Annotated in this window: 18 protein-coding genes; 12 read left to right on the forward strand and 6 right to left on the reverse strand. The window is 72.7% G+C overall.

What is annotated here, in order from left to right; all coding sequences use genetic code 11:
• Positions 1–17 precede the first annotated feature (17 nt).
• The 3 genes from RCO28_RS15710 to RCO28_RS15720 all read right to left on the reverse strand — a co-directional run bounded on the left by RCO28_RS15710 (position 18) and on the right by RCO28_RS15720 (position 2,921).
• Positions 18–1,145, reverse strand: coding sequence for a hypothetical protein (locus RCO28_RS15710; protein ID WP_308941739.1), 1,128 nt, complete (start codon positions 1,143–1,145; stop codon positions 18–20).
• Entirely contained in the window at positions 1,142–1,747 is a 606-nt protein-coding gene (locus RCO28_RS15715; protein ID WP_308941740.1) for an ankyrin repeat domain-containing protein, read from the reverse strand. Before RCO28_RS15715 ends, RCO28_RS15710 begins: the two co-directional genes overlap by 4 nt.
• Positions 1,748–2,117: 370 nt before the next feature.
• Positions 2,118–2,921, reverse strand: coding sequence for an IclR family transcriptional regulator (locus RCO28_RS15720; protein ID WP_308941741.1), 804 nt, complete (start codon positions 2,919–2,921; stop codon positions 2,118–2,120).
• 214 nt (positions 2,922–3,135) lie between these two features.
• On the opposite strand from RCO28_RS15720, the gene RCO28_RS15725 reads away from it, so the two are divergent.
• From RCO28_RS15725 to RCO28_RS15750, 6 genes are all read left to right on the forward strand, one after another.
• Positions 3,136–4,476, forward strand: coding sequence for a gluconate:H+ symporter (locus RCO28_RS15725; protein WP_308941742.1), 1,341 nt, complete (start codon positions 3,136–3,138; stop codon positions 4,474–4,476).
• A 74-nt stretch (positions 4,477–4,550) separates the two neighbouring features.
• Positions 4,551–5,891, forward strand: a complete 1,341-nt coding sequence (locus tag RCO28_RS15730; RefSeq protein WP_308941939.1) for an enolase C-terminal domain-like protein — start codon at positions 4,551–4,553, stop codon at positions 5,889–5,891.
• Between the two features lie 97 nt (positions 5,892–5,988).
• The gene (locus RCO28_RS15735) at positions 5,989–6,744 is read left to right on the forward strand and encodes a sulfite exporter TauE/SafE family protein (RefSeq protein WP_308941743.1); all 756 of its coding nucleotides are present in this window, start codon (positions 5,989–5,991) and stop codon (positions 6,742–6,744) included.
• Between the two features lie 181 nt (positions 6,745–6,925).
• A complete protein-coding gene (locus RCO28_RS15740; RefSeq protein ID WP_308941940.1) occupies positions 6,926–7,690 on the forward strand; it encodes a GNAT family N-acetyltransferase in 765 nt (254 codons plus the stop codon).
• Between the two features lie 55 nt (positions 7,691–7,745).
• On the forward strand, positions 7,746–8,147 hold the full coding sequence (locus tag RCO28_RS15745) for a VOC family protein (protein WP_308941744.1): 402 nt from the start codon (positions 7,746–7,748) through the stop codon (positions 8,145–8,147).
• Positions 8,144–8,623, forward strand: coding sequence for a GNAT family N-acetyltransferase (locus tag RCO28_RS15750; RefSeq protein ID WP_308941745.1), 480 nt, complete (start codon positions 8,144–8,146; stop codon positions 8,621–8,623). The genes RCO28_RS15745 and RCO28_RS15750 overlap by 4 nt, the downstream gene beginning before the upstream one ends.
• A gap of 61 nt (positions 8,624–8,684) precedes the next feature.
• Here RCO28_RS15750 and RCO28_RS15755 read toward each other — a convergent pair whose 3' ends face one another.
• Positions 8,685–9,155 carry a hypothetical protein gene (locus tag RCO28_RS15755; protein ID WP_308941746.1) on the reverse strand — a complete coding sequence of 157 codons (471 nt, stop codon included), beginning with the start codon at positions 9,153–9,155 and terminating at the stop codon, positions 8,685–8,687.
• Between the two features lie 8 nt (positions 9,156–9,163).
• Positions 9,164–9,925 (reverse strand): sulfite exporter TauE/SafE family protein, encoded by a 762-nt coding sequence (locus RCO28_RS15760; protein WP_308941747.1) that lies wholly within the window; start codon positions 9,923–9,925, stop codon positions 9,164–9,166.
• 84 nt (positions 9,926–10,009) lie between these two features.
• On the opposite strand from RCO28_RS15760, the gene RCO28_RS15765 reads away from it, so the two are divergent.
• From RCO28_RS15765 to RCO28_RS15790, 6 genes are all read left to right on the forward strand, one after another.
• Positions 10,010–10,918: a LysR family transcriptional regulator gene (locus RCO28_RS15765; RefSeq protein ID WP_308941748.1), complete on the forward strand. Its 909-nt coding sequence runs from the start codon at positions 10,010–10,012 to the stop codon at positions 10,916–10,918.
• Positions 10,919–11,046: 128 nt separating this feature from the next.
• Positions 11,047–12,195 (forward strand): LLM class flavin-dependent oxidoreductase, encoded by a 1,149-nt coding sequence (locus RCO28_RS15770; RefSeq protein WP_308941749.1) that lies wholly within the window; start codon positions 11,047–11,049, stop codon positions 12,193–12,195.
• Positions 12,192–12,812 (forward strand): CE1759 family FMN reductase, encoded by a 621-nt coding sequence (locus RCO28_RS15775; protein ID WP_308941750.1) that lies wholly within the window; start codon positions 12,192–12,194, stop codon positions 12,810–12,812. The genes RCO28_RS15770 and RCO28_RS15775 overlap by 4 nt, the downstream gene beginning before the upstream one ends.
• A gap of 32 nt (positions 12,813–12,844) precedes the next feature.
• Entirely contained in the window at positions 12,845–13,285 is a 441-nt protein-coding gene (locus tag RCO28_RS15780; RefSeq protein WP_374991169.1) for a tetratricopeptide repeat protein, read from the forward strand.
• Positions 13,286–13,651: 366 nt separating this feature from the next.
• Positions 13,652–14,116, forward strand: coding sequence for an N-acetyltransferase (locus tag RCO28_RS15785; protein WP_308941751.1), 465 nt, complete (start codon positions 13,652–13,654; stop codon positions 14,114–14,116).
• 296 nt (positions 14,117–14,412) lie between these two features.
• A complete protein-coding gene (locus tag RCO28_RS15790; RefSeq protein ID WP_308941752.1) occupies positions 14,413–14,643 on the forward strand; it encodes a hypothetical protein in 231 nt (76 codons plus the stop codon).
• Positions 14,644–14,730: 87 nt separating this feature from the next.
• Here RCO28_RS15790 and RCO28_RS15795 read toward each other — a convergent pair whose 3' ends face one another.
• A complete protein-coding gene (locus tag RCO28_RS15795; protein ID WP_308941753.1) occupies positions 14,731–15,975 on the reverse strand; it encodes a cytochrome P450 in 1,245 nt (414 codons plus the stop codon).
• Positions 15,976–16,222 lie beyond the last annotated feature (247 nt).

Here is a 16,222-nt window from a genome sequence, read left to right on the forward strand (position 1 = left end):
CCTCTCCGTGCGCCGCCTCACAGCACGGCGATGCCCAACGGCCGCTCCCCCGCGGTGAGCCGCGAAGTCTTGCCGCTCGGGACGTCGACGATCGTGATGCCGTGCCAGTACCCGTCGCGCGTGAAGCCGCCGCTGACGTAGGCCGTGCGGCCGTCCCGGGAGACGGCGACGTCCTCGTGCGGTCCGGCCAGCGGGACCACCCGCTCCTTGCCGTCCTTCGTACGGATCGTGAGCGACGGGTCCTCGTCGGACGAGCCGATGGGGCCGGTGCCGACGACGAAGAGGGTGCCGTCGTCGGTGATCGTCGCCCCGTGCTGATGCGTGTTCGCGGTCATCCGCTCGATGCGGGACGCACCGGTCCTCGGGTCGACCACGACCAGCCTCTCGCCCTCGAACGGGAAGAGCAGCTTCCCGTCGGAGGGCCGTACGACCGCGTAGTGCGGCTTCAGCCAGGAGCCGAGGCCGCCCTCGGTACCGTACGGGGCGACCTCGATACGGCGCGGCTCGCCCTCGCCGTCGGCGCGCACCACGGTCACGTCGAAGGAGTCGTGATCGGTGGCGTACACCTCGCGGCCGTCGCGCGAGACGTCCACGTCGAAGGGGCGGCGGCCCACCGGCGCGGTGTCGGTCACCTCGCGGGTCCGGGTGTCGATGGTCTCCAACACCCCGTTCCCGCCGGGCACGTTGACGCCCACGTACACCTGCTCGCCGTCCGGCGCGAGCGCGATGCCCATGCCGCCACCGCGGTACTCACCCGTCGCGGGCGGCCCGGAGTCCGTCTCGTACGGGATGAGCGCCAGGCGCTCGCGCTTGCGGGTGTCGACGACGGCGACGCCCTCGGCGGTCGCGACCCAGGCCCGGCCGTCCTCGCCGACGACGAGGCCGTACGGGGCGGTGCCCACCTCGACCGTGTCGACCGGGCCCTTCTCCGGGTCCACGAACGTCACGGTCTCGCCGCCGAAGTCGGCCACGAGCAGGGTGCCTTCGGGGGTACGCCCGCCGGGTTCGGCGCCGGGGGCGACCTGCGCGGGCGCGTCACCCTCGCCCGGTCCCGCGGCCTGCGTGGGGCCGCATCCGGCGAGCAGGGCGACGGCTGCGGCCGCGACGACGAGGCCGGTACGGCGCGGGCGCCTCGCGCGGCTCATCGGACGGCCCGCAGCAGTCCGGCGATGCGGTCGAAGCCGCGCCGTTCGGCGTGCTCCAGGGCGGTGACGCCGTCGCCGTCCGGGAGGCCCGGGGTGGCGCCCGCGGTGATCAGCAGCTCGACGATCTCCTCGTGGTCCCGGCCGCCGTCGCCGAGGATCACGGCCTCCAACAGGGCGGTCCAGCCGAGGTGGTTGACGTGGTCGACGTCGATGTCCGTCTCGCGCAGCAGGGCTCGTACGTAGTCGACGTGACCGCGTTCGGCGGCGGGGATCAGGGCGATGCCGCCGAAGCGGTTGCGCAGGGTCAGGTCGGCGCCGGCCGGGAGCAGCAGCCGCATCATGGCGAGGCTGCCGGTGACGCCGGTGACCAGCCACGGGCTGTCGTCGCGGGCGTCCTGCGCGTTCGGGTCGGCACCCGCGGCGACCAGCTCGCGGGCCGCCCCGACGTGGTCGGCGCTCGCGGCGAGCAGCAGGGCGGTACGGCCCTGGGCGTCGCGCGCCTCCAACTGCGCCCCGGCGGCGAGCGCGGCCCGCACGCCTTCGGGATCGCCCTGCGCGGCGGCGCTCAGCAGGGCGCGGTCTTGTGCGGTCGTTCTGGTCACGGTCGTCCCACGCTCCTCGGTCCTGTCTTGCGGTGTCCATCCTGGGGGCGCGGGGGGCCTGGGGTGGTCGACGTACCGGCTGCGGGGTGCGGGCGGGACGGGGGATGACGGGGTCGACCGATCGGTGGATGCGGGGGCTTGGCGCCGCGTGCTTCTCCCCTCCAACGCCGGACGGGCTGGGTCTTTTAAGGGGCGCGGGGAACTGCGCGACCAGCCACGACGGCGCGGCAGCCGAACGAAGGCCTCGGAAGCGGGATCCAGGGGCGGCAGCCCCGAAGCGGGGGCCGGGGACGCAGCCCCGAAGCGGGGCCTGGGGACGCAGCCCCCGGAGCCGTCCCGTTGAGGATTGGATGACCCGCGGAGCGCACCCTCACCGCCAATCCGGCGCCCCCGGCGCCAGCGGCAGCCGCCCCTCGATCCTCGCCCGGATCTCCCGCATGACGGCCACGATCCGCACCTCGTGGTCCCCCGTGAGCCGGGCGATCGGCACCGAGCAGCTGATCGCGTCCACCGCCGGGTCGGCGTAGCGGAGGGCGAAGCCGAAGCCCGCGATGCCGGGCACGGTCTCCTCGCGCTCGACCGAGTGGCCGCGCTCCCGGATCCGCTCCAGATCGGCGAGGAGGGCGGCGCGGGCGGTGAGCGTGTTCTCCGTGTACGCGGCCAACGGCTCGGCGGGGAGCGGGAGTTCAGCGTCGGCGCGCTCCGCGAGCAGGGCCTTGCCGAGCGCGGTCGCGTGCGCGGGGATGCGGCGGCCGACGCGGCTGAGGGTGCGCGGGTACTCGTGCGACTCACGGGTGGCGAGGTACACGACGTCGTGACCGTCGAGCCGGGCCAGGTGGATGGTCTCGCCGAGCGCCTCGGAGGCCTCGTCGAGGAAGGGCCGGATCGTCCGGACGTGCTTGTCGCTGTCGAGGTAGCCGGTGCCGGTGAGCAGGGCGCGGATGCCGATGCCGTAGAGCGAGCCGGTGCTGTCGGTGCGGACCCAGCCGCAGTCGGCGAGGGTGCGGAGCAGCTCGTACATGCTGCTGCGCGGCACGTCGAGTTCGGCCGCGAGTTCGTCGAGGCGGGAGGGCTCCTCGCCGCGTGACGCGAGGAGTTCGAGCAGCGCCACGGTACGGGCCGCCGACTTCACGCCGCGTGCTCCCCTGCCCTGTTCACCGCCGCTTTCCGCCATGGCACCGATCGTAATTCGTCACCGCAGGCCCATTGACCGGGTTCGATTCACGAACCTAACCTGCGTTCTCATACATGGACGTCATCTGGATATCCGGATGACGCTCGGATCACTCCCCATGGCTCCCCATGACTCCCCATGACTCCCCATGGCTCCCCCACGGCTTGCTCTGAACGACCCGCCCGAACGGCCCGCTCCTGAAGGAGAACTAGAGGTGCCTCTGCTCGTCGTCGGCATCAGCGTGCTGGTCCTGCTGCTGCTCATGACCAGACTCAAACTCAACGGCTTCGCCGCCCTGCTGCTCGTGGCGGTCGGCGTCGCCCTGGTCCGCGGCATACCCGTCGCCGAGATTCCGGAGGTGCTCTCCGAGGGCATCGGCGGACAGATCGGCGACACCATGCTGACCATCGGCCTCGGCGCCATGGTCGGCCGCGTCATGGGTGACTCCGGCGCCGCGCAGCGCATCGCCGACCGGCTGCTCGCCGCCTTCGGGCCGCGCTGGGTGCAGGTCGCGATGGTGGTCGCGGCGATGCTCATCGGCGTGACGATGTTCTACGAGGTGGCCTTCGTCATCATCGTCCCGGTCGCGTTCACCCTGGTCCGGGTCACCGGCGCCAATCTGCTCTGGGTCGGACTGCCGATGTCCATCGCGCTGTCCACCATGCACAGTTTCCTGCCGCCGCACCCCGGCCCCACCGCAGTCGCCGCCACCTTCGACGCCTCCTCCGGACTCACCCTGTTCTACGGCCTGTTCATCGCCGTTCCGGCCGGCGCGCTGATCGCCCTGCTGTGGCCGCGCCTGCCGTTCGTCCGCAGGATGAACCCCGAACTCCCCAAGGGCCTGGTCAGCAAGCGGGTCTTCGAGGCCGACGAGATGCCCGGCATGGGCTGGTCGCTGTTCGTCGCGCTGTTCCCCGTCGTCCTGATCGCCGGTGCCGCCGTCGCCGACATGGTGTGGGCGGGCAGCGACAGCCCGGTCCTGCACACCGTCGAGTTCATCGGCTCCGCGCCCATCGCGCTGCTGCTCACCCTGCTCCTCTCGATGTGGGTGTTCGGGCCGCGCATCGGCCGCAGCCTCGGCGAGGTCGCCGACTCCTGCAAGTCCGCCGCCTCGGCCATGGCGATGATCCTCCTGGTCATCGGCGCGGGCGGCGCGTTCAAGCAGGTCCTCATCGACGGCGGGATCTCCGACTACATCAAGGCCGCCACCGACGGCTGGGACATCTCCCCGCTCCTCCTCGCCTGGCTGATCGCCGCGATCCTGCGCATCGCGCTCGGCTCCGCGACCGTCGCCGTCGTCACCGCCTCCGGCGTCGTGCTCCCGTTGCTCGCGGGCAGCGGCGCGCACCCCGAGATGATGGTCCTCGCGGTCTCCTGCGGCTCGATCGCGTTCTCGCATGTGAACGACCCGGGGTTCTGGATGTTCAAGGAGTACTTCAACCTCTCCGTGATCGACGCCATCAAGGCCCGTACGACGTACACCACGACCCTCGCGGTCCTCGGCCTCGGCGGCGTCCTCGCGATGGAGGGCGTACTCGACGCGCTCAGCCTGTGACCTCCCCCGAACTCCCCGCTCCCGTAAGGGACTTCGCCCCCATGCGCAGCCACACCGAACAACCGAAGGACCCCATGAGCCGCACCCCCTCGCAGCCGACCGTCACCGCGTTCTCCGTCGTCCCCGTCGCCGGCCGGGACTGCATGGAGCTGAACCTGTCCGGCGCCCACGGCCCGTACTTCACCCGCAACGTCGTCGTCCTCACCGACTCCGAGGGCCGTACGGGCCTGGGTGAGGTGCCCGGCGGGGAGAAGATCACGCAGACGCTGCGGGACGCCGAATCCCTGGTCGTGGGCGCGAAGGTGGGCGACTACCAGCGGGTCCTGCGCGAGATCGGCGACCGCTTCCGGGACCGCGACGCGGGCGGCCGCGGCGCCCAGACCTTCGACCTGCGCACCACCGTGCACGCCGTCACCGCCGTCGAGTCCGCCCTGCTCGACCTGCTCGGCCGGCACCTCGACGTGCCCGTCGCCGCCCTCCTCGGCGACGGGCAACAGCGCGCCGCCGTACAGGTGTTGGGCTACCTCTTCTACGTCGGCGACCCGGACCGCACCGACCTGGAGTACGCCGGCGAGCCCGAAGCCGCCGACCCCTGGCACCGCATCCGGCACGAGGAGGCGCTCACCCCCGAGGCGATCGTCCGCCAGGCCGAGACCACGTACGAGCGGTACGGCTTCCGCGACTTCAAGCTGAAGGGCGGTGTGCTGCCCGGCGCGGAAGAGGTCGCCGCGGTCCGTGCCCTCAAGGAACGCTTCCCCGAGGCGCGGATCACCCTTGACCCGAACGGCGCCTGGTCGCTGCGCGAGGCCGTGGAGCTGTGCGCCCCGCTGACCGACGTGCTCGCGTACGCGGAGGACCCCTGCGGCGCCGAGGACGGTTACTCGGGGCGTGAGGTGCTCGCCGAATTCCGGCGCGCGACCGGGCTCCCCACCGCCACCAACATGATCGCCACCGACTGGCGGCAGTTGACGCACGCCCTCGCCCTGCAGTCCGTCTCCATCCCCCTCGCCGACCCGCACTTCTGGACCATGCGCGGCTCCGTGCGGGTGGCGCAGCTGTGCCACGCGATGGGCCTGACCTGGGGCTGCCACTCCAACAACCACTTCGACATCTCGCTCGCCATGGTCACGCACTGCGGTGCCGCGGCCCCCGGCGCGTACAACGCCCTGGACACCCACTGGATCTGGCAGGAGGGCCTGGAGCGGCTGACCATCGCGCCGCCGCGCATCGTCGACGGCGAGATCGCGGTGCCGGACGCGCCCGGCCTCGGCGTCACCCTCGACCGGGACCGCCTCGCCGCCGCCCACGAGCTGTACCTGGAGAAGGCCCTGGGCGCGCGGGACGACAGCACCGCCATGCAATTCCTCGTCCCCGACTGGAAGTTCGACCCCAAGCGGCCCTGCCTGGTGCGCTGACCGGCCCTGACCGGCCCTGACCGGCCTGACCGGCTCCAGGAGCAGCGCGGCGGATCGCGTACGAGAAGATCGACCGAGGGGAACGGGAGGTACGGACGTGGACGGCGGCTCGGCGGCACTCCTTGTCGCGGCGGGGGTGGCGTCGGGGCTCGCCGGGTCGATCGCCGGGCTCGCGTCGCTGTTCAGCTACCCGGCCCTCCTTGCCGCGGGTCTGCCGCCGGTGGCCGCGAACGTCACCAACACGGTGGCCCTGTTCACCAACACCGTGGGCACCGCCGCCGGTTCACGCCCCGAACTGCGCGGCCAGCGGCGGCGCCTGATCCGCCTCGGCGTGCTCGCCGCCGCGGGCGGATCGCTCGGCGCCGTATTGCTGCTCACCACCCCGGCGTCGGCGTTCGAGGCGGCCGTGCCGTGGCTGATCGCTCTGGGCTCGGTCCTGATCCTGGTCCGAGAGCCACTGCGCCGGCTGGTCGAGCGCCTGCCGGACCGCTCCGACCGCTCGTCGTACGTCCTCACCGGCGCGGTGCTCCTCGTCGGCCTGTACGGCGGGTACTTCGGCGCCGCCGCCGGGGTGCTGATGCTCGCCGTCCTGTCCCTCTCGGCGAGCGAGCCGCTGCCGGTGACCAACGCGGTGAAGAACATCGCGACCGGCGCCGCCAACATCACGGCCGCGGTCGCCTACGCCTTCCTCGCCCCGGTCCACTGGGCCGCCGCCGCGGCCCTCGGCCTCGGCTGCCTGGCCGGGAGCCGCCTCGGACCGGTCGTCGTCCGCCGCCTCCCGGAGAAGCCGCTGCGGATCGGAATCGCCTTGGCGGGCCTGGGACTTGCGGTCTCCCTCTGGTACCAGGCGTAGTGGCGAGGGCTCTTCCCGAACGGCGCGATCGGCCCGGATCGGCCCGGATCGGCACGGATCAGCCTGGATCGTCACGAATCGGCCTGGATCGGCCCAAAACCACGTGCGGCCCGCACCCGGGACTGCTGAGATCAGGCCCATGAGCACCCCTCTCCTCGGCGAAGCCGACCTGACGGACCGGATGGAACGGAATCTGGCCGAACACGCCTGTCATCTGCATCGGCACATGACCGGTGCGAGCGTCACCGACAGCGGTGACCTCCTGATCGCCGACAGCGGCCTGGACGACGACACCTTCAACATCGTCGCCTCGGCACGGTTCACGCCCGGCACCGCCGCGGCACGGATCGCCGAGACCACGCGGGCGGTGGCGCGCACCGGCCGCCGCTTCTCCTGGTGGGTGGGGCCCGCCTCGGCCCCGACGGACCTCGCCGCCCGCCTGACGGCCGCCGGTCTGCCCGCGTCCGAGCACGAGACGGCCATGTGGGCCGAGCTCGACGACACCCTGCCGCCGCCCACCGCCCGGGGACTGGACATCCAGGCGGTGACCACGCCCGACCAGCTCGCCGACTACGCCACAGTGCTCGCCGCGAACTGGACCCCGCCCGCCGACACCGTCCGCACCTTCTTCACCCGGGCCGCCCCGCAGGCCCTCGCCGCGCGCTGCCCGGCCACCTACCTGGTCGGCTATGTGGACGGCCGTCCCGTCTGCTCGGCCGAAGTGCTCTCGCACGCGGGCGTGGCCGGTATCTACAACATCTGCACCCTGGCCTCACACCGCCGACGCGGCCACGGCACGGCCATCACGCTCTCCGCCCTCCAGACGGCCCGCGACCAGGACCACCCTTTCGCGGTCCTCCAGGCCGCCACCGACGGCGAACGCGTCTACCGCCGCCTCGGTTTCCGCTCCTGCGGCCGCTTCACCGAACACGCCCTCACCCCCTGAACTCCCCCTATTTCCCGGGTGGTTCGGCACGCGACTGCACTAGGGTTGCCCGACCATGGCCGTTCTCCTCGGAATCAATCACCTGACACTGGCGACCGACGACCTCGACCGGCTCGTCACGTACTACACGGAACTCCTCGGGGCCGCAGTCGCCTTCGAGCGTGCGGCTACCCCGTCCGACCCCCGGATCGCCGCCCTCGACGTCGGCGGGGACGACCACCTGATGGTCGTCGAGACACCCGCCGCCGCCACGACCGGCCCCGATCCCCTGGGCGGGGCGGGCTGGGGACTGCGCGTCGGGACGTACGCCCAGCTGTGCGAGGTACGCGAGCGCCTCCTGGCGGCTGAGTGGCCGGTCGGCGAGATCGAGACGCTGCCCGCGCAGTGGACGATGACCGCGCGCGACCCCGACGGCCGCCCCGTCGACGTACGGGCCCATCGCCCCCGCGGCGCATGAGGGTCAGACTCGCGTACGAGCCGGACCTGCCCGGCCTGCTCTCCCTGGCCGCCCAGGTGGAGCGATGGTTCGGGCCGATGGTCGACGAGCCCGGATTCCACCGCGCCCTGACCGAGCACCTCCGCCGGTCCACCGCGCTCGTCGCCGACGCCGACGACGGCCAGGAGATCGTCGGCGGACTGCTCTTCGGCCCCGACTCCCCCACGTACCACGTCGATTGGCTCATCGTCTCGGCGCGCGTGCGGGGGCAGGGAGTCGGTTCGGCGCTGCTGGCCGACGCGCTGCGCAGGTTCGTACGGGAGCCGGGGACCCTCGACGTGGTCACGTTCGGCGCCGACCACCCCGGGGCCGTCGCCAGCGGTGCGCGGGTCTTCTACGAGCGGCTCGGCTTCGTCCCCGGCGAGGCCGCCGACCCGGGCCCCGAGGGCGGATCGCGGCAGGTCTACCGCCGTGCCGTCACTCCCACCCCGACCTGACGGCGCGGCCTAGCGCCCCTCCCCTCCCCCGGGAGCCCCTTCGCGCAGACCACGCCACAACCTACGTCCGCCCAGTGTCCGTCGGCCACAGTGCGGCGGACACCGGTGCCGGGCCATGGCTCTCGGCTCCGTCGCCGTGCCGCAGCACCCAGTCGTCGAGGTCGGCGGCGGCCTCGTGCGGCGCGAGGTCGGTGTACGTACGCCACCATGCGTCCACGCACGCCCCCGTGCCGCCGAGGCGTTCGTACCGCTCGGCCGCCGTCACGTACCGGCGGGCCGCGTCCAGGACCCGGGCGGCCTCGGCCAGGGTCGCGCCCGGGGTGCGGGGGCTGCCGTCGGCATGCAGGGTGCCGCGGCCCACCGGGACGGCGGCGCGGGCGAGTTCGGCCAGTTCGCAGGCGGCCTGGGCCACGGCGAGGCGGGCGCGCAGGGGGTCCGGGGACGCGTCCTGGCACGGTCCGGCGGCGCTCGACACCGGCTGCTCGTACTCCTCGTATCCCTCGTACCCCCCGTACTCCTCGTACCGCGTCATGCCCGCCCTCACCCCCGTACGAAGTAGAGGACGGTCATCGTGATCGCGATGGTGAGGATGACTGTGCGCAGCAGGCGGTCCGGGAGGCGGCGGGCGATGTGGGCGCCGGTGAAGCCGCCGGCGACCGCGCCGACCAGCATCGCCGCGAGGATCAGCGGGGTGTCGAGGGCGTCCGAGGCGATCAGGAAGAGGCCGGTGGCGCTCAGATAGACGGCGGCGAGCTGCGCGACCCGCATCGGGTTGCTGGTCGCGGTGTCGAGGCCGAGACCGATGCCCCACAGGGCGAACATCATGATGCCTACGGCTCCGCCGAAGTATCCGCCGTAGAGGGCCAGGAAGAACTGACCGATCAGGACGGCCCGCGCGCTCATGCCGAGCGGCCTGCCGAGCGCGTCGCTCACCAGTCCCGCGAGGCGTCTGCCGAAGGCCAGGACGAGCGTGGCGAAGGCGAGCAGCCAGGGCACGGCCGCCTCGAAGGACGCCGAGGGCAGGGTGAGGACCAGCAAGGCGCCGAGTGCGCCGCCGAGCACGCTGATCGCGGTGAGGGTCCGGGTGGACGCAGGTCCGACAGGGGCGAGTTCGCGCCGGTAGACCCAGGCGCTCGCCACCGCCCCGGGCACGAGCGCGATGGTGGAGGCCGCGTTGGCGGTCACCGGGGCGAGGCCGACGGCGACGAGGGCGGGCAGCGCCACGAAGGTGCCGCCGCCACCGACGGAGTTCAGCATTCCGGCGACCGTACCGGCGAGCAGGACGAGCAGCGTCTCGGACATCGCCCGAGCATCGCCCGGCGACGGGTGCGTGCACAATGCGTGATCGCTGTACGCAGCCTAAGGCTCAGCCTTAGGCTGCCCGGCATGCGCTACGACCTCGACGACCTCCGCCTGTTTCTGCACGTCGTGACGGAGGGCTCGATCACAGCGGGCGCGCGGCGGATGCATCTGAGCCTGCCGTCGGCGAGTGCGCGGGTGCGTGCGCTTGAGCATCACGCGGGGGTGACGCTCCTGGAGCGCGGCCGCCGCGGCGTACGCCCTACGCCCGCGGGCGCGACGCTCGCCCGGCACGCGCGCGAGGTACTCGACCGGACGGCCCGCCTGGAGAGCGCCGTCGCCAGCTATAGCCGGACGCCCACCGCACCGCTCACGCTGCTCAGCGGCGGCTCGGCGATGCACCGGCTCGTGCCGCAGGCCCTGGTGTCGTTCCTGCGGGAGCACCCGGACGTGGACGTGACGCTGCGCGAGTGCCGCACCCCGGAGACGGTGCGGCTGCTCGCCGACGGCGAGGGCGACCTCGGGGTGGTCGTGGACGACGAGGCGCGGGACTGCGGGCTGCGGCTCGAACCGCTCGGGGACGACTCCCTGGTGGTGGCGGGCCAGGCGGACGGCATTCTCTCGGGCCGTACGTCGGTGACGTACAGCGAGGTGGCCGAGCATCCGCTGGTCGGGCTCGACTCGGGGTCGTCGCTGCAGCGCTGGATCGACCAGCACCTGGGCCCGCACGCCCCGGCGGTACGGCACCGGACGCGGGTCGCGAGCCTGCACACCCTGATCGCGCTGGCCGCGGCGGGCGTCGGCCTCGCGGTGGTGCCGCGTCGCGCCGTCGACCCCGGGCTCCCCCTCGACGTGTGCGAGCTGCGCGAGCCCTGGGCCCGGCGCACCCATCTCCTTGCCCGGGGCGTCGGCGAGAGCCCGCATCCGGAGGCGGTCGAGGCGCTGGCCGAGCACCTGCGGCGGGCGGCTGGGGCAGAACCGGCCGGCTCGACCTGACATAGCTGCTGACCTGGGGTTTTCTCCAGCGCCCCGACCCAGGGAATATCTCCGCGGACTGGTACGCTGAGCGTGCTAGTTGAATAATCAACTAATAGCCGATGCCGACCCACACGGAGGTGGCTCCCATGCAGTTCGGGATCTTCACTGTCGGAGACGTCACGCAGGACCCGACCACGGGACGCACGCCGACCGAGCGCGAGCGGATCAAGGCGATGATCGCCATCGCGCTGAAGGCCGAGGAGGTCGGCCTCGACGTCTTCGCGACCGGCGAGCACCACAACCCGCCGTTCGTGCCGTCGTCCCCGACCACGATGCTCGGGTACGTCGCGGCGCGGACCGAGAAGCTGATCCTCTCCACCTCCACCACCCTCATCACCACCAACGACCCGGTGAAGATCGCCGAGGACTTCGCGATGCTCCAGCACATCGCGGACGGGCGCGTGGACCTGATGATGGGGCGCGGCAACACCGGCCCGGTCTATCCGTGGTTCGGCAAGGACATCCGGCAGGGCATCCCGCTCGCCATCGAGAACTACGCGCTCCTGCGCCGCCTGTGGCGGGAGGAGACGGTGGACTGGGAGGGCAGGTTCCGCACGCCGCTGCAGGGCTTCACGTCCACGCCGCGCCCCCTCGACGACGTACCGCCGTTCGTCTGGCACGGCTCCATCCGCTCGCCGGAGATCGCGGAGCAGGCCGCGTACTACGGTGACGGGTTCTTCCACAACAACATCTTCTGGCCGGCGAGCCACACCAAGAAGATGATCGAGCTGTACCGCACGCGGTACGCGCACCACGGCCACGGCACCCCCGAGCAGGCCGTCGTCGGCCTCGGCGGCCAGGTGTTCATGCGCAAGAACTCGCAGGACGCGGTACGGGAGTTCCGCCCGTACTTCGACAACGCGCCCGTGTACGGACACGGGCCGAGCCTGGAGGACTTCACCCGGCAGACACCGCTGACCGTAGGCTCCCCGCAGCAGGTGATCGAGCGGGTCCTGTCGTTCCGGGAGTACGCGGGCGACTACCAGCGCCAGCTGTTCCTGATGGACCACGCGGGGCTGCCGCTCAAGACCGTCCTGGAGCAGATCGACCTGCTCGGCGAGGAGGTCGTGCCGGTCCTGCGCGAGGAGTTCGCCAAGCTGCGGCCCGCGGGCGTGCCCGACGCGCCGACCCACGCCTCGCTGCTCGCCGCCAAGGAAGCCGCCGAGGAAACCGTCGAGGAATCCGTCGAGGAATCCGTCGAGGAATCGGCCGAAGAAGGAGTGACCGTCGCATGAAGCTGACCGTCGTATCGGCCGGGCTGAGCGTCCCGTCGTCGACCCGGCTGCTCGCCGACCGGCTCGCGGCGGCCGTGGGCGCGCAGGCCGCCGTGGATGTCGAGGCCGCCGTGGACGTCGAGGTCGTCGAGGTGCGGGAGCTCGCGAGGGAGATCGCGCAGAACTTCACCAGCGGCTTCCCGGGGAAGGCCCTGTCGGACGCCTTCGACGCGGTGGCGTCGGCGGACGGCCTGATCGTGGTCACGCCCGTGTTCTCCGCTTCGTACAGCGGGCTGTTCAAGTCGTTCTTCGACCTGCTCGACAAGGACGCCATCAGCGGGAAGCCGGTGCTGCTCGCCGCGACCGGCGGCAGCGCGCGGCACTCGCTCGTCCTGGAGCACGCGCTGCGCCCGCTGTTCGGGTATCTGCGGGCCATGACCGTGCCGACCGCGGTGTACGCCGCCTCCGAGGACTGGGGCGCGGCGGGCCTCGACGGCCGGATCCAGCGGGCCGCGGGCGAGCTGGCAGGCCTCATGACGGGCGGCGCCGTGCACCACGCGCCGCGCTCGGGCGGTACGGGAGACGACTTTCAGGTGGTGCCGTTCGAGGAGCAACTCGCCGCACTCCAGGCCGAGTAGCCCGCAGGCGGCGACGTACAGGAGGAACCGCCATGACCGACCGGATCGACAGGTTCGACAGGTTCGACAGCGTGCGCCCCGACGGGCGGGCGACCGAGGACCGCTGGGCCGGTGCGCTGCACCTCTTCGACGACGGGCCCGAGGGCGCCGTCGGCCGCGAGGAGTCGACGGTGGAGCGCTGGGAGCGCGCCGGGCTGCTCTTCGGGGAGAAGCGGTACGCGGCGGCGGCGCGGCTGCTCGTCGAGGTGGTCGAGGAGTTCCCCGAGCACACGGCCGCCCGGATGCTCCTCGCCCGCGCGTACTACCACTCGGCGCAACTGGGCCGCGCGGAGGCCGAGTTGCGGCTTGTGATCGAACGGGACCCGGTCGACGCGTACGCCCATCTGATGCTCGGCCGCACCCTGGAGCGGCAGAGCCGCAAGGAGGAGGCCGAGCCGTGGCTGCGGATGGCGGGGGCGTTCGCCGCGGAGTAGCCCCGGCGCGTCCGACGGCCGGGTGCGCGGGTCGCGCACCCGGCCGTCGTCGTACGGTCTGCGAGGCCGCTCGGCGGTGGTCCATCGGGGGGGGATCGTCCGTGGGCGTACGGGGGCGGTCCGGCAGCTTCAGGCCGGTGCACCCTGGCTCCGCCGCTGTTCGGCCACGAACTTCAGGAGCAGCGGCCGGAGTTGGGCTCGCCGTCGCACCGCGCGGCGGCGCGACGAAGACCCGCAAGTCCTGCCCGGCGGCGGCACGGCGCGCGTAGGCTGCCGAGGACACCGCCCGACGGCCACCGGCCTCACCTCCCGGGAGCCACCGGCCGGTCGACCCGACTGCTTCCACGAGCCTTCGAGGCGTACGAGATGAGCACCCTCCGCGAGCGGCTGCACCGGCGCTTCCGTTCGGTACGTACCGCACACGCCCCCGCGTGCGGCACCGTGCACTTCCGCCTCACGGTGACCGCCGGTGCCCCGGCAGGGCCGCGCGTGCTCATGTTCCTCGACGCGGACGAACGGACCGTGGGACAGCTCGACCACCAGACGTGCGCGGTCTGCGCGGCCGTGTTCGTCGCCAACATCGCCGTCGCCACGCACTGGCAGGGCCGCGGCGTCGGGCGCGAGGCCCTCACCCTCATCGCCGACCGGGCCCCCGGCTACCACTGGTCCACGTCACGGCAGTCCGCCCAGGGGCGGGGGTTCTTCGCCGCGCTCTCCGAGGAGACGGGCATCGAGTTCACCGAGCGGGGGAAGCGGTGCGCGCACATGAGCGGGGCCTTGGAGAGCGGGGCTTCCGGGGCATCCGGGGCTGCTGGTTCCGAGTCCGCCTGAGGGCCCCTCCTCCGTCGCTCACGTCTCGGGTCTGCCGGCCTCCGTGCCGGATTTGGGCGCACCGCCGCCTGCCACCTGGAGCGTCGGGCGGCTGGACGGTGGCATGGCTCAGGAGGGCGAGGAGGAGGAGGAGGTGGCCCGCGGGAGAGCCTGGACAAGCTGTGGGAGTCGCTGTGGCACATGCGCCACGTCTTGTAGGGCGACCTGGGGATCACGGTGTCCGACCAGAACTCCTGGCGCGCCGCGCCGACGAAAATCCGGCGCCCCCCGGCCGCCGTCCCGGCTACCTTCCCCGCATGCCTGAGGAACCACCCCTGGTCCGCGACGTCCACCCTGAGCTCATCGGGGAGTTGGGTCAGAGCATCCGCACCTCGGACCACCCTGCGGGGCAGCCGTTCGGAGCCGGGCACCGGTGCGTGCCGCTCCTGCCGGAACAGGGGATGCTCACCCTCGACGTGGTGCACGGGCGGATCGTGTACGTCGAGATCATCGACCGCCCGCCGCTGGTCGTACGTCGTCGCACGTAGGGCGGTTGGTTCGCCGCGCCGAGGGCGTGGGCGCAGGAGGGCCGGGAGGGGTTCCGGGCATCAGTCCCCGGAGAGGGCCGGGTGTTCTCACCTCACATGGGCCATGACGAATCCGCTGCGCGGTCGGGTCGGTATCCGGTGCAGGGGGATGTGGAGGTTCTGGGCCGGTACGTCGTAGTCGAGCCGGGCGAGGCGGGGCAGTAGGGCGGCGAGCACGGCGACCGTGATGTCCTCGCCGGGGCAGCGGTGGCCGGTGGTCGCCTCGCCGCCGCCCTGCGGGACGAGCTCGTCGCGGGCCGGTTCGCGGCCGGTGAAGCGTGTGGGGTCGAACACGTAAGGGGATTGCCAGAGTTGGGGGTCGTGGTTCTGGCCGTAGAGGTCGAGGAGGACGAGCGCGCCCTCGGGGACGGGCTCGCCGTGCCACTCGACGCGGCTCAGTGCGATACCGGCGACGAACGGCGCGAAGGGGTAGAAGCGGCGCACCTCGTGGGCGAAGGCGCGGCCGTACCCGTCGCGGTCGCGGGCCAGCGGCTCGCGCAGCTCGGGGTGCCGGTGCAGGGCGTGGGCGCCGAAGGCGGCGTACCAGGCGATCGCGGCCGTGGGGCAGAGGACGTTCAGGATCTCCACGGCCGCGGTGCGCGCGTCCAGCGGTGCGCCGTCGGCGTCCCGGTGGGCGGCGACCGCCCGTACGACCTCGTGGGAGGAGGTGACGGCCGGGGCCTGTTCGGCCAGGGCCCTGCGGCGCAGTTCGTCGACGAGCGTGGCGAGGCGTTCCTCCTGGCGGCTGCGGGCGCGCCTGGCCCGCCAGTGCCGGGGGCCGGGCGTGGCGAATCCGTCGACCATGGCGGCCAGATCGCGCGCCAACTCCCGTACGTCCCGCTCCGGTTGGTCGGCGAGCGGGGCGCCCGCCCAGGTGCAGACGGCTCGGGTGAGGAGCAGGCCGGCCTCGTCGAAGAGGTGTACGCGGGAGCGGGCGCGCCACTCGCCGAGTGCGCGCTCCCACTCGACGGTCACGTGCTCGGTCAGGTCCTTGACGGCGGCCCGTTCCTTGAGCAGGCCGACGAAGAGTTCCTTGCGTGTGCGGTGTTCGGGGCCGTCGAGGGTGTGCACGGCGCCCTTGCCGAAGAGGGTGCTCAGGACGGGTTCGGGCAGTGCGGTACGGCGGCGTACATGGTCCTCGTCGTAGAAGAACCGCACCGCCTCCGGGCCGCGCAGGGCGACGGCGGGCTTGCCGAGCAGCCGGGTGCGGACGGGGCCCGGCGCCTGACGGCGAGTGAGGTCGGGGAGCCAGGCGTAGCCGTGGCGGAGCAGGGCGAGCGACTCGTCGAACATGGGGGACCACCCTTCGTGTGGTGTGGATGCCCGCCCCGCCCTTCCACCGTAGGCAGGACCGCTTGCGACCGTCGCGCGTACGCCTGTGACCAGCGGTTTTGGCGCGCGTTTGCTGCGTTGGACACAGAAGCGCACAGTGGGATGCGAACCCGGGAACAGCAGAACTACGGCACGCCTCAGCCGCAGGCGGAATCCGTGCGCGTCCGTGCCGGTCCGCATGGGCCAGGGCTGGTTGGCCCTGCCTGCG

This window comes from Streptomyces sp. LHD-70 (assembly GCF_031157275.1).
GTDB lineage: Bacteria > Actinomycetota > Actinomycetes > Streptomycetales > Streptomycetaceae > Streptomyces.